Here is a 19,777-nt window from a genome sequence, read left to right as displayed (position 1 = left end):
TCTCAGAGCACACCGGCGGGGCCGGGGCCGGACGACGAGCCGGGCACCGTCCGCGGCGGGCGGGCAAGGTGTCCGGGAGCCCCGTTGACAGGGGGCTGCGGCGGGCAAAGACTCGTGGTCGGCGGGTGGCGATCTTCGTACCGTCCGCCGACCGTCGAGCCGGGACAGCGAGGACAGGGCCTGATGACCGACCCACGCCTGCGGGATGTCTACATCGTCGATGCCGTACGGACCCCCGTCGGCAAGTACGGCGGCGCGCTGGCCGCGGTCCGGCCGGACGATCTCGCCGCCCATGTGGTCAAGGCCCTGGTGGACCGCACACCGGACCTCGATCCGGCGCGGATCGACGATGTCTGTTTCGGCGACGCGAACGGCGCGGGCGAGGACAACCGCAATGTGGCGCGGATGGCGGTGCTGCTGGCGGGGCTGCCGGTGACCGTCCCCGGCGTGACCGTGAACCGGCTGTGCGGGTCCGGTCTGGAGGCGGTCATCCAGGCGGCGCGCGCCATCGCGCACGGCGATGCGCATATCGCGGTGGCGGGCGGTGTGGAGTCGATGAGCCGTGCGCCCTATGTGCTGCGCAAACCCGAACGCGCCTTTCCCGCGGGCCATCAGGAGATGTTCTCCTCGACGCTGGGCTGGCGGATGGTCAATCCGCGGATGGCCCCGGAGTGGACGGTGGCGCTGGGCGAGGGCGCCGAGCTGATCGCCGACCGGCACGGCATCACCCGCGAGCAGCAGGACGTCTTCGCGCTGGCCAGCCATCAGAAGGCGGTCCGCGCCTGGCGGGAGGGCGCCTACGACGACGAGGTGGTGCCGCTGCCCGAGGTGGACCTGCTGCGGGACGAGACGATCCGGGAGGCGTCCTCCCTGGAGTCGCTGTCCAAGCTGAAGCCGGTGTTCCGTACGGCCGGGGGCACGGTCACCGCCGGGAACTCCTCGCCGCTCAACGACGGCGCGGCGGCCCTGCTGCTGGTGGACGAGGAGGGCCTGCGGGCCACCGGGCGCGAACCGCTGGCCCGTATCCGTGCGAGCGCGGTGACCGGTATCGAGCCGCAGCTGTTCGGCCTGGGGCCGGTGGAAGCGGTACGGCGGGCCCTGGAGCGGTCCGGGCGCGGCTTCGCCGAGGTGGCGACGTTCGAGCTCAACGAGGCGTTCGCGGCTCAGGCCTTGGGCTGCATCGGGCAGTGGCCGGACCTGGACCCCGCCGTGGTCAATCCGCGCGGTGGCGCCATCGCCATCGGCCACCCGCTGGGTGCCTCCGGTGCCCGTCTCGCGGGAGCGGTGGCCCACCAACTTGCCGCTGTGGGCTCGGGCACCGGGCTCGCCGCGCTGTGCATCGGCGTGGGGCAGGGGCTCGCGCTGGTCCTGGAGCGCTGAGGCCCACGGCGCGGCCCGGCCCGTAACGTAGGCGGCAAAAGCGGGCGGCACCGCGCGCAAGCGGCGCGGCGGTGCCGGCCCTCGGCGAAGGGGCACACGGCATGGCGGCGGAGCACCTGGTCATTGTCGGGGGCGATGCGGCGGGGATGGCCGCCGCATCGCAGGCACGCCGGCTGCGGAAGCCGGCCGAGCTGGCGGTCACCGCGTTCGAGCGCAGCCACTACACCTCGTACTCCGCCTGCGGTATCCCGTACTGGGTGGGCGGCGAGGTCGACGGCCCGGACGCGCTGATCGCCCGTACGGCCGGGGAACACCGGGCCAGGGACATCGATCTGCGGATGCGCTGCGAGGTCACCGAACTCGACCTGGACCGGGGCCGGGTGCGCTTCCGGGAGCTGGAGGACGGCGGCCGGGAGTCATGGACCGGCTTCGACAAGCTGGTGCTGGCGACCGGCGCGCGCCCGCGCAGGCCCGATCTGCCGGGGATCGACGCGCCCGGCGTGCACGGCGTGCAGACGCTGGACGACGGCCGGGCCCTGCTGGACACCCTCGACGCCTCCCCGGGCCGGCGGGCGGTCGTCGTCGGCGCCGGCTACATCGGCGTGGAGATGGCCGAGGCCCTGATCCGCCGGGGCTACGAGGTCACCGTCCTGGAGCAGAGCGCACAGCCGATGTCGACCCTCGACCCGGACATGGGCGCGCTCGTCCATGAGGCGATGTGCGCGATGGGCATCGAGACGGTGCGCGGGGCAACCGTCACCGGTGTGCTGACCGACGAGGGGAGCACCCCCGGGGGCGGCCGGGCCCGCGCGGTCACCACCGAGGACGCCGAGTACCCGGCGGATGTGGTCGTGCTGGGCCTGGGCGTACGCCCCGAGACCACGCTCGCCGCAGCGGCCGGCCTGCCGCTGGGCACGTCCGGCGGACTGCTCACCGACCTCGCCATGCGGGTGCGGGGCCACGATCACATCTGGGCGGGCGGCGACTGCGTCGAGGTCCTGGACCTGGTCTCCGGGCAGCTGCGGCATATCCCGCTGGGCACCCACGCCAACAAGCACGGGCAGGTCATCGGCACCAATGCGGGCGGCGGCTATGCGACCTTCCCCGGTGTCGTCGGCACGGCCGTCAGCAAGGTCTGCGATCTGGAGATCGCCCGGACGGGGCTGCTGGAGCGCGAGGCGCGCGCCGCCGGTCTGCGCTTCGTCACGGTGACCGTCGAGGCCGCCAACCGCGCCGGCTACTACCCCGGCGCCCGCCCGATGCACGTCAAGATGCTCGCCGAGCGCCGTACGGGCCGGCTGCTGGGGGTGCAGATCGTCGGCCGGGAGGGCGCCGGCAAGCGGGTGGACGTCGCGGCGGTCGCGCTGACGGCCGGCATGACGGTGGAGCAGATGACCGCGCTCGACCTCGGCTACGCCCCGCCGTTCTCCCCGGTCTGGGACCCCGTCCTGGTGGCGGCCCGCAAAGCCGTCGGTGCCGTACGGGACGCCGGGGCCTGACACCGCGGGCACCGGCCCGCGGTGTCAGGCCCCGGATCCGGCGCCGGCCGCCCCGCTCAGCGCGCCGTCTGCGTGTGGACGTACTCGACGAGGCGGGTCAGCGCCTCCGGGTCGGTGGTGGGCAGGACACCGTGGCCGAGATTGAAGATGTGGCCGTCCAGTCCGGCGGCCGCGTCCAGCACCTCGCGGGCCTTGGTCTCGACGGCCTCGCGGGGCGCGAAGAGCACGGCCGGGTCGATATTGCCCTGCAGCGCCTTGCCGGCACCGACCCGGCGGGCCGCCTCGTCCATCGGGACCCGCCAGTCGACGCCGACGACATCCGCGCCCGCCTCGCCCATCAGGCCGAGGAGTTCGCCGGTGCCGACGCCGAAGTGGATACGCGGCACGCCCAGGCCCTCGACCGCCCGGAAGACCTTGGCGGAGGCGGGCATCACCGAGCGGCGGTAGTCGGCCGGCGAGAGCGCACCGACCCAGGAGTCGAAGAGCTGGACGGCGCTCGCGCCGGCCGCGATCTGGACCTTGAGGAAGGCGGCGGTGATGTCGGCGAGCCGGTCCAGCAGGTCGGCCCACAGCTGCGGGTCGCCGTACATGAGGGCCTTGGTGCGCTCGTGGTTACGGGACGGGCCGCCCTCGACGAGGTAGCTGGCGAGCGTGAAGGGCGCACCGGCGAAGCCGATCAGCGGCGTGCCGCCCAGCTCGCGGACGAGCATGCCGATGGCCTCGGTGACGTACGAGACGTCGCCGGGCTCCAGGGCGCGCAGCTGCGCCAGGTCGGCGCGGGTGCGGATCGGGTTCTCGACGACCGGGCCGACGCCGGGCTTGATGTCGAGGTCGATGCCGAGGGCCTTGAGGGGGACCACGATGTCGCTGAAGTAGATGGCGGCGTCGACGTTGTGACGGCGCACGGGCTGCAGCGTGATCTCGGTGACGAGATCGGGCCGCATGCAGGAGTCGAGCATCGCGATGCCCTCGCGGACCTTGCGGTACTCGGGCAGTGAGCGCCCGGCCTGGCGCATGAACCACACAGGGGTATGCGGCACCGGCTCACGCCGGCACGCCTTGAGGAAGGCCGAGTCGTGTGTACCGGTCTGCTGCTGGCCCGTGGGGCAATCGTTGGCGCTCACGCCCCAAATCTTCGCACGCCGCACCACCCGCCGAAGGGGCCAGGTGGCCGATATCTCCGCATGCGCCCGGGGGCGCCTCCGAATGGGCGACGCGCGCACCGGGTGTCCTCCCCGTATGCGGCCTCGGTTCCGCCTAATCTTCCGGGCATGGCTGCGGCTCATGAACACCTCGCGGACAGCGCGGACGACGCCCCGATCCCCTTCCGTCAGGCGGTCGATGCGCTCCGCGCGGCACGACTGCGGCCGGAGATCGAGATCGACCCGACACCCGCTCCGAAACGGCTCGCCCCGTACGCGTATGCGCTGGAGGCGGCGGTCGTCGAGCGCGGAGCGGGTCCGGACGGCGAGGACAAGGACCTGGCGGACGGCCGGCTGGTGGTGCTGCACAACCCGGCCGGGGACGACACCTGGCAGGGCACCTTCCGGGTGGTGACGCTGGCGCGCGCGGAGCTGGAGCCGGAGATGGGCGCCGATCCGCTGCTGCCGGAGGTGTCGTGGTCCTGGCTCACCGGTGCGCTGGACGCGCGCGGGGTGCGCTACGGCGCGCCGAGCGGGACGGTGACCCGCGCCGGCTCGCACTACTTCGGCGGGCTCGCGGCGCGTGAGCCCGCCACGCAGATCGAGATCCGGGCGTCGTGGACACCGGCCGAGGGCTCCGGCGGGGTGCCGGAGCTGGCGGTGCATCTGTCGGCGTGGTGCGATCTGCTCTGCCAGGTGGCGGGCCTGCCGCCGGCCACGCCCGATATGACGCCGCGCGGCGGGATCGTCCCGCTGCCGCAGCGCCGCGGCGCGCAGCCCCGCTGAGCTGCGCTTTCCACTGTTTCCCGGCTCGGTGATCACGTTCGCGCAGAACCGGTCCCGTGGTGCGTCCGCGTCCGCCCTGCGCCGTGATCACCGAGCCGTCACCTCTTGCGGGAATCCGGGCGGTATTGCGTACGGCTTTGATCATCTTGGTGCGCACCCGGTGCCCACCTCTGATCGATCACCCATCCGATTTGCCCGAATTGCCCCTAACTAAATCGTGATCAAAGTCTAAAGTCCCGCCGGATTGCTGCCGAAGAGGTCAGTGACCCTTCAAACACGGATTATTCCGGCTTCCCCCAGTCGGCTTCCGTCCCTCGCCACTCCCCCCAGGAGGCCCGGTGTCTGTTCTCCTCGAGCAACCTTCGAGCCTGGTCGCCTACCGCCCGAACAAGCCGACGGCCATGGTCGTCGTGGCCGACCCTCGCGTCCGCTCCACCGTCACCCGCCACCTGTGGGCCCTCGGAGTGCGTGACGTGATCGAGGCGTCGTCCATCGCGGAGGCCCGTCCCCGCGTCGGCAACCCGCGCGACATTTGCGTTGCCGACGTCCACCTTCCCGACGGCTCCGGCCTCACCCTCCTGTCCGAGACCCGGGCGGCGGGCTGGCCCAACGGCCTGGCGCTGTCCGCGGCCGACGACATCGGCGCCGTGCGCAACGCCCTGGCCGGCGGCGTCAAGGGCTACGTCGTCACCGGCACCCGCACCAACCTGGGCCTTCCGGGCCGTCCGGGCACCTCGCCCATCGGCGCCACCGCGGCCCGTATGCAGCGCCGCCCGCCGGGCGCCCCCGGCCACCCCGGCGGCTACCGCGAGCTGTCGGGCCGCGAGGTCGAGGTGTTGCGGCTGGTGGCGGAGGGCCAGTCCAACAAGGCCATCGGCGTCTCGATGGGGCTGTCGGCCCTAACCGTGAAGAGCCATCTGGCCCGCATCGCCCGCAAGCTCGGTACCGGTGACCGGGCCGGAATGGTGGCGGTGGCACTGCGCACCGGCATCATCCACTGACCGTTCATCCGACCGGCTCGCCCGTCGAGGGAACGTTCCCTCGACGGGCGACGTGCATACACAGATACCCTTGACTGGTGACCGACGCCCAAAAGACCGCAGCAGACATGACACTGCGAGCACCCGGAGACTCGCCTCCGGATTCCCGACCGGCGCCGGTTCCTCTCCTGGAGCCCCGCGAGGGCATCCCCCCGGTGACCGCCACCGACGAAGCGCTCGCCGGGATCGTGGCCGCCTTCGCGGCCGGCACGGGCCCCGTGGCCGTCGACGCCGAGCGGGCCTCGGGGTACCGCTACGGCCAGCGCGCCTACCTCGTACAGCTGCGCCGCGAAGGCGCCGGCAGCGCACTGATCGACCCGGTCGGCTGCCCCGACCTGTCGGCGCTGGGGGAGGCGATCGGCGACGCCGAGTGGGTGCTGCACGCAGCCACCCAGGACCTGCCGTGTCTGCGTGACATAGGGATGGTCCCCACCCGGCTGTTCGACACCGAGCTGGCCGGACGGCTGGCCGGCTTCGCCCGGGTCGGCCTGGGCGCCATGGTCGAGAACGTCCTCGGCTTCGCTCTGGAGAAGGGCCACTCCGCCGTCGACTGGTCCACCCGCCCGCTGCCCGAACCCTGGCTGCGCTACGCCGCGCTCGATGTCGAGCTGCTGGTGGATCTGCGCGACGCGCTGGAGGAGGAGCTGGAGCAGCAGGGGAAGCTGGAGTGGGCCCGGCAGGAATTCGCGGCCATCGCCGCCGCTCCCCCGCCACCGCCCCGCAAGGACCCCTGGCGCCGCACCTCCGGTATGCACAAGGTCAGACGGCGCCGCCAGATGGCGGTCGTACGGGAGCTGTGGACGGCCCGTGACCAGGTGGCCCAGCGGCGCGACGTCTCACCCGGCAAGGTGCTCGGGGACGCCGCGATCGTGGAGGCGGCACTGAATCTGCCGCCGAACAGCCACGCCCTGGCCGCGCTGCCCGGCTTCGGCCACCGTATGGGCCGCCGGCAGCTGGAGCAGTGGCAGGCCGCCGTCGACCGCGCCCGCGCACTGGCCGAGAACGAGCTGCCGCAGCCCGGCCAGCCACTCAACGGGCCGCCGCCGCCCCGCTCCTGGGCCGACAAGGACCCGGCCGCCGCGGCCCGGCTGTCGGCCGCCCGGGCTGCGGTCACCGCGCTCGCCGAGGACCTGAATCTGCCGCAGGAGAACCTGATCACTCCGGACACGGTGCGCCGGCTGTGCTGGGAGCCGCCGGCCGAGCCGAGCCAGGAGTCGGTCGCCGAGGTGCTGCAGGGCCATGGCGCCCGCCCCTGGCAGATCGAGCAGGTCGCACCGATCCTCACCGAGGCACTGCTGACCGACGCCGGCTGACGCGGGCGGCACGACGCCGACGGGAGAGCGGCGGCATCCCCAGGGGGTGCCGCCGCTCTTTCGGGTCCCGCTGGTCGTGACTAGTCGTTGTTGGTGTGCGTCCACAGGACCTTGCGGTTGGTCGCGTCGATCCCGTAGGTCGTCTGGTTCCAGTCGGCGGGGGTCACCACGCCCACGGTCCAGGCCACCGCGTCGCTCCCGTTCTCGGCGTTGCCGAGTTCGATGGTGGTGACGGTGCCCTTCGTCTTTTCGGTGGCCGTCTCCGCGGCCTGCTGGGCCGTGACCTTGGCCTTGGACAGCTGGGCGGCGAGATGCTTTTTGTCGTTGGAGTCGTCCGACTCGGTGCGCGACTGCGTCAGCTTTCCGGTGATCGCATCGACGCGGCCGTCATGCACCGTCCCGTCGGACGACGCGACCGCGGTGCTCCAGTAGGGGCTGGTGGGTGTGCCCTTGAGCTCCGCGGCGATCGGCTTCGAGGAGGGGACGGCCGCCACGGCCGCCTTCAGGGCCTGCTGGTAGCCCACCTTGGCCTTGGGGATCAGAGCCTTCCGCTGCGCCTGGTCCGAGTTGAGCGAACTGCTCGGGGAGGCGGGGGCGGAGGCGGGCACGGCCCGCGGGGGGCCGGCGTCCTTCTGGGGGGCCTTGTCGCTGCCGCAGCCCGACAGCAGCGCGCCCGCGGCGGCGACGGCGCAGACCAGACCGATCGCGCGCGGCCCCGCCGGGCGTGCGCGCCGGGTCACGACACCACTCATATTCGTCTCCATATGGGCACTTTAGATGTGTGATGGGATGAATTGCGCCAAGACTCGACCGCGTTCGGCCGTTTTCGGTCGCCTCGTTCCGCCACTTGCCATGCCGCCACCCGGCGAGCACCCCCTCCGCCCGGTGTGACGTTCACCGCTCCGGGCGGTGGGGGTGTGCAGTCTGGTTACCCGTAAGTAGCATGTCGGTGTGAAGCGTCCCCCGGGGCGCCCCGCAGCAGTGCCATCCCGCACCTGGAGGAGAGCCAACGTGCCTCGTACCGCTAGGGACGTCGTCTTCGTCGACGGCGTCCGCACCCCGTTCGGCAAGGCGGGCCCGAAGGGCATCTACCACGAGACCCGCGCCGACGATCTCGTCGTGAAGGCCATCCGGGAGCTGCTGCGCCGCAACCCGGCCCTGGACCCCGCGAAGATCGACGAGGTCGCCATCGCCGCCACCACCCAGATCGGTGACCAGGGTCTGACCCTCGGCCGGACCGCCGGCATCCTGGCCGGGCTGCCGCAGTCCGTGCCCGGTTACTCCATCGACCGCATGTGTGCCGGTGCGCTGACCGCCGTGACCGCCACCGCGGGCTCCATCGCCTTCGGTGCGTACGACGCCGTCATCGCCGGTGGTGTCGAGCACATGGGGCGCCACCCCATGGGCGAGGCCGTCGACCCCAACCCGCGGTTCGTGAGCGAAAAGCTCGTCGACCAGTCCGCCCTGTTCATGGGCATGACCGCGGAGAACCTTCACGACCGCTACCCGCACATCACCAAGCAGCGCGCCGACGAGTACGCCGTGCGCTCGCAGGAGAAGGCGGCGAAGGCGTACGCGAACGGCAAGATCCAGCAGGACCTGGTGCCGATCTCGGTGCGCAACACCAACGCGGAGGTCGGCGAGACCGGCTGGGGCCTGGTGACCGCCGACGAGCCGATGCGTCCGGGGACGACCCTGGAGAACCTTGCCGGCCTGAAGACGCCGTTCCGTACGCACGGCCGCGTCACGGCCGGTAACGCCGCGGGTCTCAACGACGGCGCCACCGCCTCGATCCTCGCCTCCGAGGACTTCGCCCAGGAGCACGACCTCCCGGTCAAGATGCGCCTGGTCTCCTACGCCTTCGCGGGCGTCGAGCCCGAGGTCATGGGCTACGGCCCGATCCCGGCCACCGAGAAGGCCCTCGCCAAGGCGGGCCTGGGCATCGGTGACATCGGCCTGTTCGAGGTCAACGAGGCGTTCGCCGTGCAGGTCCTCGCCTTCCTCGACCACTACGGCATCGCCGACGACGACACGCGCGTCAACCAGTACGGCGGCGCCATCGCCTTCGGTCACCCGCTGGCCTCCTCCGGCGTCCGGCTGATGACCCAGCTGGCCCGGCAGTTCGAGGAGCAGCCGGAGGTCCGCTACGGCCTGACCACCATGTGCGTCGGCTTCGGCATGGGCGCGACGGTCATCTGGGAGAACCCGAACCACAAGGACGCCGGAGGCGACAAGTGAGCACCACCACCACCGCCGAACTCCTGAAGGGTGCGGCCGAGCTGTTCCCGGACGAGGTCGTCACCTCGGCGCACGTCCGCCACCTCGACCTGCCGTACGGCGCGGGCAGGTTCGCGCTGATCACGCTGGACAACGGCTTCGACCACACCAAGCCGACCACCTTCGGCCCCGGCTCGCTGGCGAACCTCAACGCCGCCATCGACCAGGTCGAGAAGGAGGCCGCGGACGGCGACATCGTCGGCGTCGGCGTCACCGGCAAGCCGTTCATCTTCGCCGTCGGCGCCGACCTCAAGGGCGTCGAGCTGCTGAAGCGGCACGAGGACGCGCTGGCCATCGGCAAGGGCGGCCACGATGTCTTCAAGCGGCTGTCCGCGCTCGCCGTACCGACCTTCGCGTACTACAACGGTGCCGCGATGGGCGGTGGCGTCGAGGTCGGTCTGCACTGCTCCTACCGCACCGTCTCGAAGGCCCTTCCGGCCTTCTCGCTGCCCGAGGTCTTCCTCGGTCTCGTCCCGGGCTGGGGCGGCTGTGCGCTGCTGCCGAACCTCATCGGCGCGGACAAGGCCGTCTCGGTCATCATCGAGAACTCGCTCAACCAGAACAAGCAGCTCAAGGGCCAGCAGGTCTTCGACCTCGGCATCGCGGACGCGATCTTCGAGGGCGCGGACTTCCTGGAGCAGTCGCTGATCTGGACCGCGAACGTCCTCAAGGGCGACGTGGCCGTCGAGCGCGCCGAGATCGACCGCGGTGAGGCCTGGGACCAGGCCGTCGCCAAGGGCAAGTTCATCGCCGACGGCAAGGTGCACGGCGCCGCCCCGGCCGCCTACCGGGCGCTGGACATCATCGCCGCGGCCAAGAGCGGCGACCTGCAGGCCGGTTTCGACGCCGAGGACCAGGCCCTGGCGGACCTGATCATGGGCGGCGAACTCCGCGCCGGCATCTACTCGTTCAACCTGGTGCAGAAGCGTGCCAAGCGGCCCGCGGGTGCGCCGGACAAGAACCTGGCGCGTCCGGTCAGCAAGGTCGGTGTCGTCGGCGCCGGTCTGATGGCCTCGCAGCTGGCCCTGCTGTTCCTGCGCCGCCTGGAGGTGCCGGTCGTGCTGACCGACATCGACCAGGAGCGCGTCGACAAGGGTGTGGGCTACGTCCACGCCGAGATCGACAAGCTGCTCGGCAAGGGCCGGATCAACCAGGACAAGGCCAACCGCCTCAAGGCCCTGGTCTCCGGTGTCCTCGACAAGGCCGAGGGCTTCTCGGACGCCGACTTCATCATCGAGGCCGTCTTCGAGGAGATCGGCGTCAAGCAGCAGGTGTTCGCGGAGGTGGAGGCCGTCGCCCCGGCGCACGCCATCCTCGCCACCAACACCTCCTCGCTGTCGGTCAGCGAGATGGCCTCGAAGCTGAAGCACCCCGAGCGGGTCGTCGGCTTCCACTTCTTCAACCCGGTCGCGATCCTCCCGCTGCTGGAGATCGTCCGCGGCGAGAAGACCGATGACGCCTCGCTGGCCACCGCCTTCGGTGTCGCCAAGAAGCTGAAGAAGACCGCGGTGCTCACCAAGGACGCCCCGGCGTTCGTCGTCAACCGCATCCTGACCCGCTTCATGGGCGAGATCCAGAACGTCATCGACGAGGGCACCCCGGTCGAGACCGCGGAGAAGGCCATCGAGCCGCTCGGTCTGCCGATGTCGCCGCTGGTGCTGCTGGAGCTGGTCGGCCCGGCGATCGGTCTGCACGTCTCCGAGACGCTCAACCGCGCCTTCCCGGACCGCTTCAAGGTCTCCCCGAACCTCAAGGCCGTCGTCGAGGCCGGCAAGCGCGGCTTCTACGTCTACGACTCCGGCAAGCCGGAGCTGGACCCCGAGGTCGCAGCCCTCCTCAAGCAGGGCGACTCGGTGCTGACGGAGGAGCAGGTCCGCGACCGCGTCCTGGACGCGGTGGCACAGGAGATCGGCCTGATGCTGGACGAGGGCGTGGTCGCCGAGGCGCAGGACATCGACCTGTGCCTGATCACCGGCGCCGGCTGGCCCTTCCACCTGGGCGGCATCACGCCGTACCTGGACCGCGCGGGCGTCTCCGAGCGGGTGCGGGGCAAGAAGTTCCTGGCCCCGGGCATCGCGAGCGTTCCCGCGTAGGGACGCACTGATCACCACTGATCACCAAGGCGCGGGCCGGCTCGGCGGAGCCGGCCCGCGCTTTCGTGTGCGGGGACCCTTCCGGCACGATCCTCCGGACGTTCCGGAGGACACCACCGTGGCATGGGAGGGTGGCGGCATGGATTCCATGCTCATCGTCGATGCCGCAAATGTCGTCGGCTCGGTGCCGGACGGCTGGTGGCGGGACCGGCACGGCGCGGCGGAGCGGCTGCGCGACGCGCTGTCCGCGTACGCCGACACGGGGCTGCCGGGCCTGATTGCGCCCCCCGTGGAGCTGGTCCTGGTGGTCGAGGGCGCGGCGCGCGGCGTCGAGTCCGCCGGGGACGTACGGGTGGTGGCGGCGAGCGGCAGCGGCGACGACCGGATCGTGCAACTGGTGGCGGAGGAGTGCGGCGACCGTGACTGTCTCGTGGTCACCGCGGACCGCGAGCTGCGCACACGCGTCCAGGCACTGGGCGCCCGGGTAACGGGCCCGCGGGCGGTTCGGCCGGGGGGGCGCGGCGAGGCTTAGCTGGTCGTTTGACCTCGTCTCCCTTGGGGGGCCTGTCTTCAACGTCCCGTCTGCCTCGCGGACGAGGAGAGGCCCCGTACACCGCGACGAGCGGCATACGGGGCTGCCGGGGCGGATCTGCGGCCGGGTGTCAGCCCTTGGTCTGTGGTCGGGCCTCAGCCCTTGATGCGGGCCGGGTGCCGGGCCTTGGACCTTGGCCGGGTGTCAGCCCTTGCCCCGCTGCCGCGTGCGGATGCCGAGGCGGCTGTGTGCGCGCCCGTACAGGAAGTAGACGCCGAAGCCGGCGACCATCCAGAGCGCGAACCGGACCCAGGTCTCCGCGGGGAGATTGAGCATCAGCCACAGGGAGGCGAGCACCGACAGCACCGGCACCACCGGCACCCACGGGGTGCGGAAGGAGCGGGGCAGATCGGGCCGGGAACGGCGGAGCAGGACGACGCCGATGGCGACCACCACGAACGCGAAGAGGGTGCCGATGTTGACCAGTTCGGCGAGTTCGTCGATCGAGGTGAAGCCGGAGACGAGGGCGACGATGGCGCCCAGCACGACGGTGGACCGGTAGGGCGTCCCGTAGCGGGGGTGGGACCGGGAGAAGACCCGCGGCAGCAGCCCGTCCCGGCTCATCGCGAAGAACACCCGGCTCTGGCCGAGCAGCAGGATCATGCAGACCGAGGTCAGGCCGACGGCGGCGCCGAAACTGATCAGGTCGGCGAAGAAGGGGTGCCCGAGGTCCTTGAAGGCGTCCGCGAGCGGGGCGTCGGTGGACAGCTTGCTGTACTTCTCCATGCCGGTCACGACGACCGACACGGCGACGTAGAGGACCGTGCAGATGGCCAGTGAGCCGAGGATGCCGCGCGGTACGTCGCGCTGCGGATTGCGGGTCTCCTCGGCGGCGGTGGCCACGATGTCGAAGCCGATGAAGGCGAAGAAGACCACGGCCGCCGCGGCGAAGATGCCCATGACCCCGAAGTTGGACGGGGTGAAGCCGAAGATCAGCTCTGCCAGCGGTGCGGCCAGTCCGCCGCCGGCCTCGCTGGTCTTGCTCGGCGGGATGAACGGCTCGTAGTGGTCACCGTTGATGAGGAAGGATCCGGCGATGATGACCAGCAGGACCACGGTGACCTTGATCCCGACGACCACTGCCGTCACCCGTGAGGACAGCTTCATCCCCAGCACCAGGATCCCGGTCAGCAGCAGCACGAGGATGGTGGCGAGCAGGTCGAAGCCGAAGTGCCCCTCGTGGGTGCCGGAGAGCCCGGCGGGCAGATGCAGCCCGGCGGAATCCAGCAGTGAGCGCACATAGCCGGACCAGCCGACGGCGACCACCGCACAGCCCAGGGCGAGTTCCAGGATCAGGTCCCAGCCGATGATCCAGGCCGGCAGCTCGCCGAGCGAGGCGTACGAGAAGGTGTAGGCCGAGCCGGCGACCGGCACGGTGGAGGCGAACTCCGCGTAACACAGCGCCGCCAGCGCACAGACCACGCCCGCGACGACGAAGGACACGGCCACGGCAGGCCCGGCCTGCTCCTTGGCGATCTTGCCGGTGAGGACGAAGATGCCGGTGCCGATGACGACACCGACGCCGAAGACGGTCAGATCGAGTGCCGACAGGGACTTTTTGAGTGTGTGCTCCGGCTCCTCGGTGTCCAGGATCGACTGCTCCACAGTCTTCGTCCGGAACATGCCGTGATTGCGGCGTGAATCATGTGGTGTGTCGTGCTGTGCGCTCATGGGCGAACCTCCGCCTGGACGACCCGGCAACTCTCCTGAACTGACCGAGTCTCCGCAATGTCCGGAAACAGTCAGCTTCGGCGGGCCTCCGGACGGCGGTGATTCACCCGATGGAGTGTGGCCGCGTGCATGCCGATGGGCCGGGCGGAACATCCGTACGGATGACCGGCCGGCCCATCGGTGCCGTCTGAGCGATCAGTCGCGGGCGACCTCGGCCGGCTCGGCCGCGCCCTTGGCACGGGCGGAGTCGGGGCCGGCGGACTCGGTGTCGTAGCGACCGTCGATCTTGGAGACCAGACCGGTCACCTGGCGGGCGATGTCCGGTGCGGTGAGACCGATCTCCGCCATGACCTCCTTGCGGGAGGCGTGGTCGAGGAACCGCTCGGGGATGCCGAAGTCGCGCAGCGGCAGGTCCACCCCGGCGTCCCGCAGGGCCTGCGCGACAGCCGAACCGACGCCGCCGGAACGGACGTTGTCCTCGACGGTGACCACGACCCGGTGCTTGGCGGCGAGGCCCGGCAGCGCCTCGTCGACCGGCTTGACCCAGCGCGGGTCGACGACGGTGGTGGAGATGCCCTGCTTGTCGAGCAGGTCGGCGATCTCCAGGCACATCGGGGCGAGTGCGCCCACGGAGACCAGCAGGACGTCCGGGCGCTTGACGGCCTCGGCGGGCTCGCGCAGCACGTCCATGCCGCCCACCCGGCCGATCGCCTCGACGGCCGGGCCGACCGCGCCCTTGGAGTACCGCACCACGGTGGGTGCGTCATCGACCTCGACGGCCTCGCGCAGCTGGGCGCGGACCTGGTCGGCGTCGCGCGGCGCGGCGATCCGCAGACCGGGGACGACCTGCAGGATCGACATGTCCCACATGCCGTTGTGCGAGGCGCCGTCGGTGCCGGTGACACCGGCCCGGTCCAGCACGAAGGTGACGCCGCACTTGTGCAGCGCCACATCCATCAGCACCTGGTCGAAGGCGCGGTTGAGGAAGGTGGCGTAGACGGCGAAGACCGGGTGCAGCCCGCCGGTGGCCATGCCCGCCGCGGAGACCGCACCGTGCTGCTCGGCGATGCCGACGTCGTAGACGCGGTCGGGGAAGGCCTTGGCGAACTTGTCGAGTCCGACGGGCTGGAGCATGGCCGCCGTGATGGCGACGATGTCCTTGCGCTCCTTGCCGAGCTCGACCATCTCGTCGCCGAAGACGGACGTCCAGTCCTTGCCGCCCGAGGAGATGGGCAGGCCGGTGTCGGGGTGGATCTTGCCGACGGCGTGGAAGCGGTCCGCCTCGTCCTGGAGGGCGGGCTGGTAGCCGCGGCCCTTCTCGGTGAGGCAGTGGACGATGACCGGGCCGCCGAAGCGCTTGGCGCGCGTGAGGGCGGATTCCAGCGCCTCGAGGTCATGGCCGTCGATCGGGCCGACGTACTTCAGGCCCAGGTCCTCGAACATGCCCTGGGGGGCGATGAAGTCCTTCAGGCCCTTCTTGGCGCCGTGCAGGGTCTCGTAGAGCGGCTTGCCGACGACGGGCGTGCGCTCCAGCAGGTCCTTGCCGCGGGCCAGGAAGCGCTCGTAGCCGTCCGTGGTGCGCAGCGTGGCCAGGTGGTTGGCGAGGCCGCCGATGGTCGGGGCGTAGGAGCGCTCGTTGTCGTTGACGACGATGACGAGCGGGCGGTCCTTGGCGGCGGCGATGTTGTTCAGTGCCTCCCAGGCCATGCCGCCGGTCAGCGCGCCGTCGCCGATGACCGCGGCGACCCGGTCGTCCGACCCCAGCACCTCGTTGGCCTTGGCGATGCCCTCGGCCCAGCCCAGGACCGTGGAGGCGTGGCTGTTCTCGATGACGTCGTGCTCGGACTCGGCGCGGGAGGGGTAGCCGGACAGGCCGCCCTTCGCCTTGAGCCGGGAGAAGTCCTGACGGCCGGTGAGCAGCTTGTGGACGTAGGACTGGTGCCCGGTGTCGAAGAGCACCTTGTCCTTCGGGGAGTCGAAGACACGGTGCAGGGCGATGGTCAGCTCGACCACGCCGAGGTTCGGCCCGAGGTGTCCCCCGGTCTTGGACACCGCGTCGACAAGGAAGGTACGGATCTCCCCCGCCAGCTGCTCGAGCTGCTCCGGGCCCAGTCGGTCCAGATCGCGCGGTCCCCTGATACGGGAAAGCAACGCCACCCCTGCCTCCTTGCTGCTGCTTGCTGCCGTGGTTCGAGCTTGCCGATCAGATGAGTCTAATGTCGCGCCCGCCGCGCCGACGCCCGGGCCTTGCGATGTATGTCACTCGGGTGAAACGGGCTCCGGCGCGCCGCCCGCGGGGGCCCGCCGCACATGCGCCGGCCCCCACCGGATCATGCCCGGTAGGGGCCGGCGACGTCGGGCGACAGGCGCGATCAGGTGCGTCCGGCCGTCTTCTGCGTCCGGCGGGAGACCGAGTCGATCACCACGGCGGCGAGCAGCACCGCGCCGGTGATCATGTACTGGATCTCGCTCGCCATGCCGAGCAGGTTCAGGCCCTGCTGGATCGACTGGATGACCAGCATGCCCAGCAGCGCGGACCAGATCTTGCCCCGGCCGCCGAAGAGGCTGGTACCGCCGATGACGGCGGCCGCAATCACGTTCATCAGGGTGTTGCCGGAGCCCAGGTTCTTGGTGGCGCCGCCGGAGAGGCTGGCGATGAACAGGCCGCCGAACGCCGCGAGCATGCCGGAGATGGCGAACACGCTGATCCGGATCTTGTTCACATTGATGCCGGCCCGGCGCGCCGCCTCGGCGTTGCCGCCGACCGCGAAGATCTGCCGTCCGTAGGGGGTGCGGCGCACCACGAAGTCGGCGAGGACCAGGACCGCGAGGAACAGCACCAGGGCCAGCGGCAGACCGCGGGCGCCGGCCGGCTCGTTCAGGACATAGGCGACGACGAAGGCGATCACCGCGACCACGCCGGTGCGCAGCAGGATCTCGCTGAGCGGCCGGGAGGGCAGTGCGGCGGCCCTGCGGCGCTTGCTGTCCAGCAGCAGCGACCCGGCGTAGGCGAGGACCGCGATCAGCGCGAGACCGTAGGCCGCGGCCTTGTCCTCGAAGTAGTAACCGGTCAGGTTCTCCACCACGCTGCCGCTCGGCGTGTTGATGGAGCCTTCGTTGCCCATCATCCAGATCTGCAGACCGCTCCAGCCGAGGAAACCGGCCAGGGTGACGACGAAGGCCGGCACACCGATCTTGGCGAAGAAGAACCCGTGCAGAGCGCCGATGACCACGCCGGCCACGATGGCGATCAGAACCGCGAGCCAGTCGTTGACGCCATGGGTGACGCTGAGCACGGCCCACACGGCCGCGCCGACGCCCGCCACCGAGCCGACCGACAGATCGATCTCGCCGAGCAGCAGCACGAAGACGATGCCGACGGCCATGATGCCGAGGCCGGAGGTGTAGACACCGATGTTCGCGAGGCTGTCGGCGGACAGGAAGCTGCTGTTCTTGAGCTGGAAGACGACCGCGATGACGATCAAGCCGATGACGACCGGCAGCGAGCCCAGCTCACCACCGCGCACCCGGCGCCTGAAGTCGTTGAGGTAGCCGGCGAAGCCCTGTTCCCGGACGAGCAGACGGGGGTCGACGGCGGCCGGCTGGGCGGTGTCGGCGGCCGGGGCGGGGGTCTCCTGGCCCGGCGTCGCGACCGCCTCGTCCTCGCCCGCGGCGGGCTGCTTGGTGAGGTCACTCATGCGCCGGCCTCCTTCTTCACCTGGTCCGTACGCGCCTTGCGGCGGGTCACGGCGTTGTCCGAGGCGCCGGTGATGGCGGCGATGATCTCTTCGTGGGAGGTGCCCTCGACGTCGAAGACACCGTTGTTGCGGCCCAGCCGCAGCACCGCGACCCGGTCCGCGACGGCCTGCACATCGGCCATGTTGTGGCTGATGAGGATGACGCCGAGCTCGCGCTCGCGCAGCCGCTCGACGAGGTCGAGGACCTGGGCGGTCTGCTCGACACCGAGGGCGGCGGTGGGCTCGTCGAGGATGACGACCTTGGGGTCGCCGATCAGTGCGCGGGCGATGGCGACGACCTGCCGCTGACCGCCGGAGAGCGCGGCGACGGGGATACGGACACTCGGGATGCGGATGGACAGGGTGTCCAGCAGCTCCTTGGCGCGCTTCTCCATCGCGATCTCGTCGAGGACACCCGCGGTGCGGATCTCGTTGCCGAGGTAGAGGTTGGCGACGACATCGAGGTTGTCGCAGAGCGCGAGGTCCTGGTACACGGTGGCGACGCCGAGTTCCTGGGCGTCGTGCGGCTTGGTGATGCGTACCGCCTTGCCCTGCCATTCGATGGCGCCGTCGTCGACCGGGTGGACGCCCGAGATGGTCTTGACGAGGGTGGACTTGCCGGCGCCGTTGTCGCCGACGAGGGCGACCACCTCACCGGGGTGGATCTCCAGGGTGACGTCCGTGAGTGCTTGGACGGCGCCGAACCGCTTGGAGACTCCGCGCAACGCCAGCACAGGCGTAGCGGACACGTGAATCATCTCCTTCGCCGCCGTCACTACGGCGGGGATGGTGGTGCGTGGAGCGGGGGGCTTGCGAGGAACGGGGCCGGCTCCGGGCTCCGGGAGGAGGTGCGGAGCGGGGCCGGGAGGAGGTACGGACCGGGACGAGGCCGGGCGGGGTACGGCCGGGCCGCGGTTTCGAGGTAGGGGTAGGGCCGGGTACGGCCGGGGCCGCGGCCCGGGGTAGGGCCGGAGGCCGGGATACGGCCGGGGCAGGGGTCGCGGGCGGTGCCGGGCGGCCCCTGCCCGGCGGGGGACCGGGGTGGAGAGGTGTGCCGGTGAGCCGGGTGGGCCGTGGCCGGGAGGCGTGGCCTACGGCCCGGGGCCGGCGGCCGGGCAGGTAGCCGGTAGCCGGTATCCGGTAGCCGGGGTCCTACTTGATGCCGGCCGCCGCGCAGGCCTTCTTGACGTCGCCGGTGCAGATCTGGCTCGCCTTGTAGACCTTGTCCTTGATGATCGTGGAGGCGATGTTGTCCTTGGTCACGATCTGCGCGTCGTAGAGCTTGGCGGGGATGCCCTTGACCTCGCCGCTGAGGCTGTCGACCTTGCGGTCCGTCAGGGAGTCGATCTTCTCGCCCTTGAGCAGCTTGACGGCGATCTCGGCGGTGGAGTCGGCCTGCGGCTTGATCTGCTTGTAGATCGTGAAGGCCTGCTCGCCCTTGAGGACCCGCTGCAGACCCGCGAGCTCGGCGTCCTGGCCGCCGACCGGGACCTTGACGCCCTTCTGCTTGAGCGCGGTGATGATGCCGCCGGCCATGCCGTCGTTGCCGGAGTAGACGCCCTGGATGCCGTCCTTGCCGAGCGAGTCGAGGGCCGCACTCATCTTCTTGTTCGCCTCGTCCGAGGACCAGTCCGGGATGTCCTGCTCGTAGGCGATCTTCTTGACCTGCTTGTCGAGGACGCTGTGGGCGCCCTTCTTGAAGAACGGCATGTTCGGGTCGGTCGGCGAACCGTTGATCATGACGACATTGCTGTCCTTGGCCTTGTCGCCGAGTGCCTTGACCAGGGCCTGGCCCTGCAGGCGGCCGATCTTCTCGTTGTCGTAGGACACGTAGGCGGAGAGCTTGCCCTCGGCCAGCCGGTCGTAGGCGACGACCTTGACGCCCTTCTTGGCGGCCTGGTTCACCCAGGACTTGGTCGCCTTGTAGTCGACGGAGTCCAGAATGATCACCTTCACGCCCTGGGTGATCAGCGCGTCGAACTGCTTCTTCTGGGTCTCGGTCTCCTGCGCCGCGTTGTTGTACTTGACCGTGCAGTCGCTGCACAGTTCCTTGATCTTCGCCTCCATCAGAGGACGGTCGAAGGTCTCGTAACGCGTGGTCTTGTTCTCCGGCAGGAGCAGACCGATGGTCTTGTTGTCGCCACCGCCGCCCTTGGCGTTGTCACCGGCCTTGCCACACGCGGCCACAGAGAGCGCCATCGAGACGGCGGCGGTGCCTATGACGACGCGACGCGTCCAAACGTTCAT

At 70.8% G+C, this 19,777-nt stretch carries 15 protein-coding genes; 8 read left to right on the top strand and 7 right to left on the bottom strand.

Annotated elements, in window-relative coordinates:
• Positions 1-183: 183 nt before the first annotated feature.
• Positions 184-1,380, top strand: coding sequence for a thiolase family protein (locus ABR737_RS34815; protein ID WP_350254987.1), 1,197 nt, complete (start codon positions 184-186; stop codon positions 1,378-1,380).
• A gap of 101 nt (positions 1,381-1,481) precedes the next feature.
• Positions 1,482-2,879 (top strand): FAD-dependent oxidoreductase, encoded by a 1,398-nt coding sequence (locus tag ABR737_RS34810; protein ID WP_350254985.1) that lies wholly within the window; start codon positions 1,482-1,484, stop codon positions 2,877-2,879.
• 56 nt (positions 2,880-2,935) lie between these two features.
• On the opposite strand, the gene hemE is transcribed toward ABR737_RS34810, so the two are convergent.
• Entirely contained in the window at positions 2,936-4,003 is a 1,068-nt protein-coding gene (gene hemE / locus ABR737_RS34805) for a uroporphyrinogen decarboxylase (RefSeq protein ID WP_350254984.1), read from the bottom strand.
• Positions 4,004-4,150: 147 nt separating this feature from the next.
• On the opposite strand from hemE, the gene ABR737_RS34800 reads away from it, so the two are divergent.
• The 3 genes from ABR737_RS34800 (at position 4,151) to ABR737_RS34790 (ending at position 7,160) form a co-directional block, all read left to right on the top strand.
• Positions 4,151-4,807 carry a DUF3000 domain-containing protein gene (locus ABR737_RS34800; RefSeq protein ID WP_350254983.1) on the top strand — a complete coding sequence of 219 codons (657 nt, stop codon included), beginning with the start codon at positions 4,151-4,153 and terminating at the stop codon, positions 4,805-4,807.
• 338 nt (positions 4,808-5,145) lie between these two features.
• Positions 5,146-5,808, top strand: coding sequence for a response regulator transcription factor (locus ABR737_RS34795; RefSeq protein ID WP_088800537.1), 663 nt, complete (start codon positions 5,146-5,148; stop codon positions 5,806-5,808).
• Between the two features lie 77 nt (positions 5,809-5,885).
• Positions 5,886-7,160 (top strand): ribonuclease D, encoded by a 1,275-nt coding sequence (locus tag ABR737_RS34790; protein WP_350254981.1) that lies wholly within the window; start codon positions 5,886-5,888, stop codon positions 7,158-7,160.
• Between the two features lie 80 nt (positions 7,161-7,240).
• Here the strand turns inward: ABR737_RS34790 and ABR737_RS34785 are convergent, their stop codons facing one another.
• A complete protein-coding gene (locus ABR737_RS34785; RefSeq protein WP_350254980.1) occupies positions 7,241-7,924 on the bottom strand; it encodes a PepSY domain-containing protein in 684 nt (227 codons plus the stop codon).
• A gap of 247 nt (positions 7,925-8,171) precedes the next feature.
• Between ABR737_RS34785 and ABR737_RS34780 the strand changes: the two genes are divergently transcribed.
• The 3 genes from ABR737_RS34780 to ABR737_RS34770 all read left to right on the top strand — a co-directional run bounded on the left by ABR737_RS34780 (position 8,172) and on the right by ABR737_RS34770 (position 12,062).
• Positions 8,172-9,398: a thiolase family protein gene (locus ABR737_RS34780; RefSeq protein ID WP_350254979.1), complete on the top strand. Its 1,227-nt coding sequence runs from the start codon at positions 8,172-8,174 to the stop codon at positions 9,396-9,398.
• Positions 9,395-11,530 carry a 3-hydroxyacyl-CoA dehydrogenase NAD-binding domain-containing protein gene (locus ABR737_RS34775; RefSeq protein WP_350254978.1) on the top strand — a complete coding sequence of 712 codons (2,136 nt, stop codon included), beginning with the start codon at positions 9,395-9,397 and terminating at the stop codon, positions 11,528-11,530. Before ABR737_RS34780 ends, ABR737_RS34775 begins: the two co-directional genes overlap by 4 nt.
• A gap of 139 nt (positions 11,531-11,669) precedes the next feature.
• Positions 11,670-12,062, top strand: coding sequence for an NYN domain-containing protein (locus tag ABR737_RS34770; RefSeq protein WP_350254976.1), 393 nt, complete (start codon positions 11,670-11,672; stop codon positions 12,060-12,062).
• Between the two features lie 204 nt (positions 12,063-12,266).
• Here ABR737_RS34770 and ABR737_RS34765 read toward each other — a convergent pair whose 3' ends face one another.
• The 5 genes from ABR737_RS34765 to ABR737_RS34745 form a co-directional block, all read right to left on the bottom strand.
• Entirely contained in the window at positions 12,267-13,745 is a 1,479-nt protein-coding gene (locus ABR737_RS34765) for an amino acid permease (RefSeq protein ID WP_502964429.1), read from the bottom strand.
• Between the two features lie 243 nt (positions 13,746-13,988).
• Positions 13,989-15,950 carry a 1-deoxy-D-xylulose-5-phosphate synthase gene (gene dxs, locus ABR737_RS34760; protein ID WP_350254974.1) on the bottom strand — a complete coding sequence of 654 codons (1,962 nt, stop codon included), beginning with the start codon at positions 15,948-15,950 and terminating at the stop codon, positions 13,989-13,991.
• A 215-nt stretch (positions 15,951-16,165) separates the two neighbouring features.
• Positions 16,166-17,491, bottom strand: a complete 1,326-nt coding sequence (locus ABR737_RS34755) for a sugar ABC transporter permease (RefSeq protein ID WP_350254972.1) — start codon at positions 17,489-17,491, stop codon at positions 16,166-16,168.
• Positions 17,488-18,288 (bottom strand): ATP-binding cassette domain-containing protein, encoded by an 801-nt coding sequence (locus tag ABR737_RS34750; protein WP_350254971.1) that lies wholly within the window; start codon positions 18,286-18,288, stop codon positions 17,488-17,490. Before ABR737_RS34750 ends, ABR737_RS34755 begins: the two co-directional genes overlap by 4 nt.
• A 394-nt stretch (positions 18,289-18,682) precedes the next feature.
• Positions 18,683-19,777, bottom strand: coding sequence for a sugar ABC transporter substrate-binding protein (locus ABR737_RS34745; protein WP_350254970.1), 1,095 nt, complete (start codon positions 19,775-19,777; stop codon positions 18,683-18,685).

Origin of the sequence: Streptomyces sp. Edi2, assembly GCF_040253635.1 — a bacterium.
Classification (GTDB): Bacteria; Actinomycetota; Actinomycetes; order Streptomycetales; family Streptomycetaceae; genus Streptomyces.
Note: the sequence above shows the minus strand (reverse complement) of the source record. Positions and strands in the feature narration are given on the sequence as shown.

Coding starts and splice junctions, on each gene's coding strand:
- ABR737_RS34815 (WP_350254987.1), top strand. CDS start 184: ATGACCGACCCACGCCTGCGGGATGTCTACATCGTCGATGCCGTACGG.
- ABR737_RS34810 (WP_350254985.1), top strand. CDS start 1,482: ATGGCGGCGGAGCACCTGGTCATTGTCGGGGGCGATGCGGCGGGGATG.
- ABR737_RS34800 (WP_350254983.1), top strand. CDS start 4,151: ATGGCTGCGGCTCATGAACACCTCGCGGACAGCGCGGACGACGCCCCG.
- ABR737_RS34785 (WP_350254980.1), bottom strand. CDS start 7,924: ATGGAGACGAATATGAGTGGTGTCGTGACCCGGCGCGCACGCCCGGCG.
- ABR737_RS34770 (WP_350254976.1), top strand. CDS start 11,670: ATGGATTCCATGCTCATCGTCGATGCCGCAAATGTCGTCGGCTCGGTG.
- ABR737_RS34765 (WP_502964429.1), bottom strand. CDS start 13,745: ATGTTCCGGACGAAGACTGTGGAGCAGTCGATCCTGGACACCGAGGAG.
- ABR737_RS34755 (WP_350254972.1), bottom strand. CDS start 17,491: ATGAGTGACCTCACCAAGCAGCCCGCCGCGGGCGAGGACGAGGCGGTC.
- ABR737_RS34750 (WP_350254971.1), bottom strand. CDS start 18,288: ATGATTCACGTGTCCGCTACGCCTGTGCTGGCGTTGCGCGGAGTCTCC.
- ABR737_RS34745 (WP_350254970.1), bottom strand. CDS start 19,777: ATGAACGTTTGGACGCGTCGCGTCGTCATAGGCACCGCCGCCGTCTCG.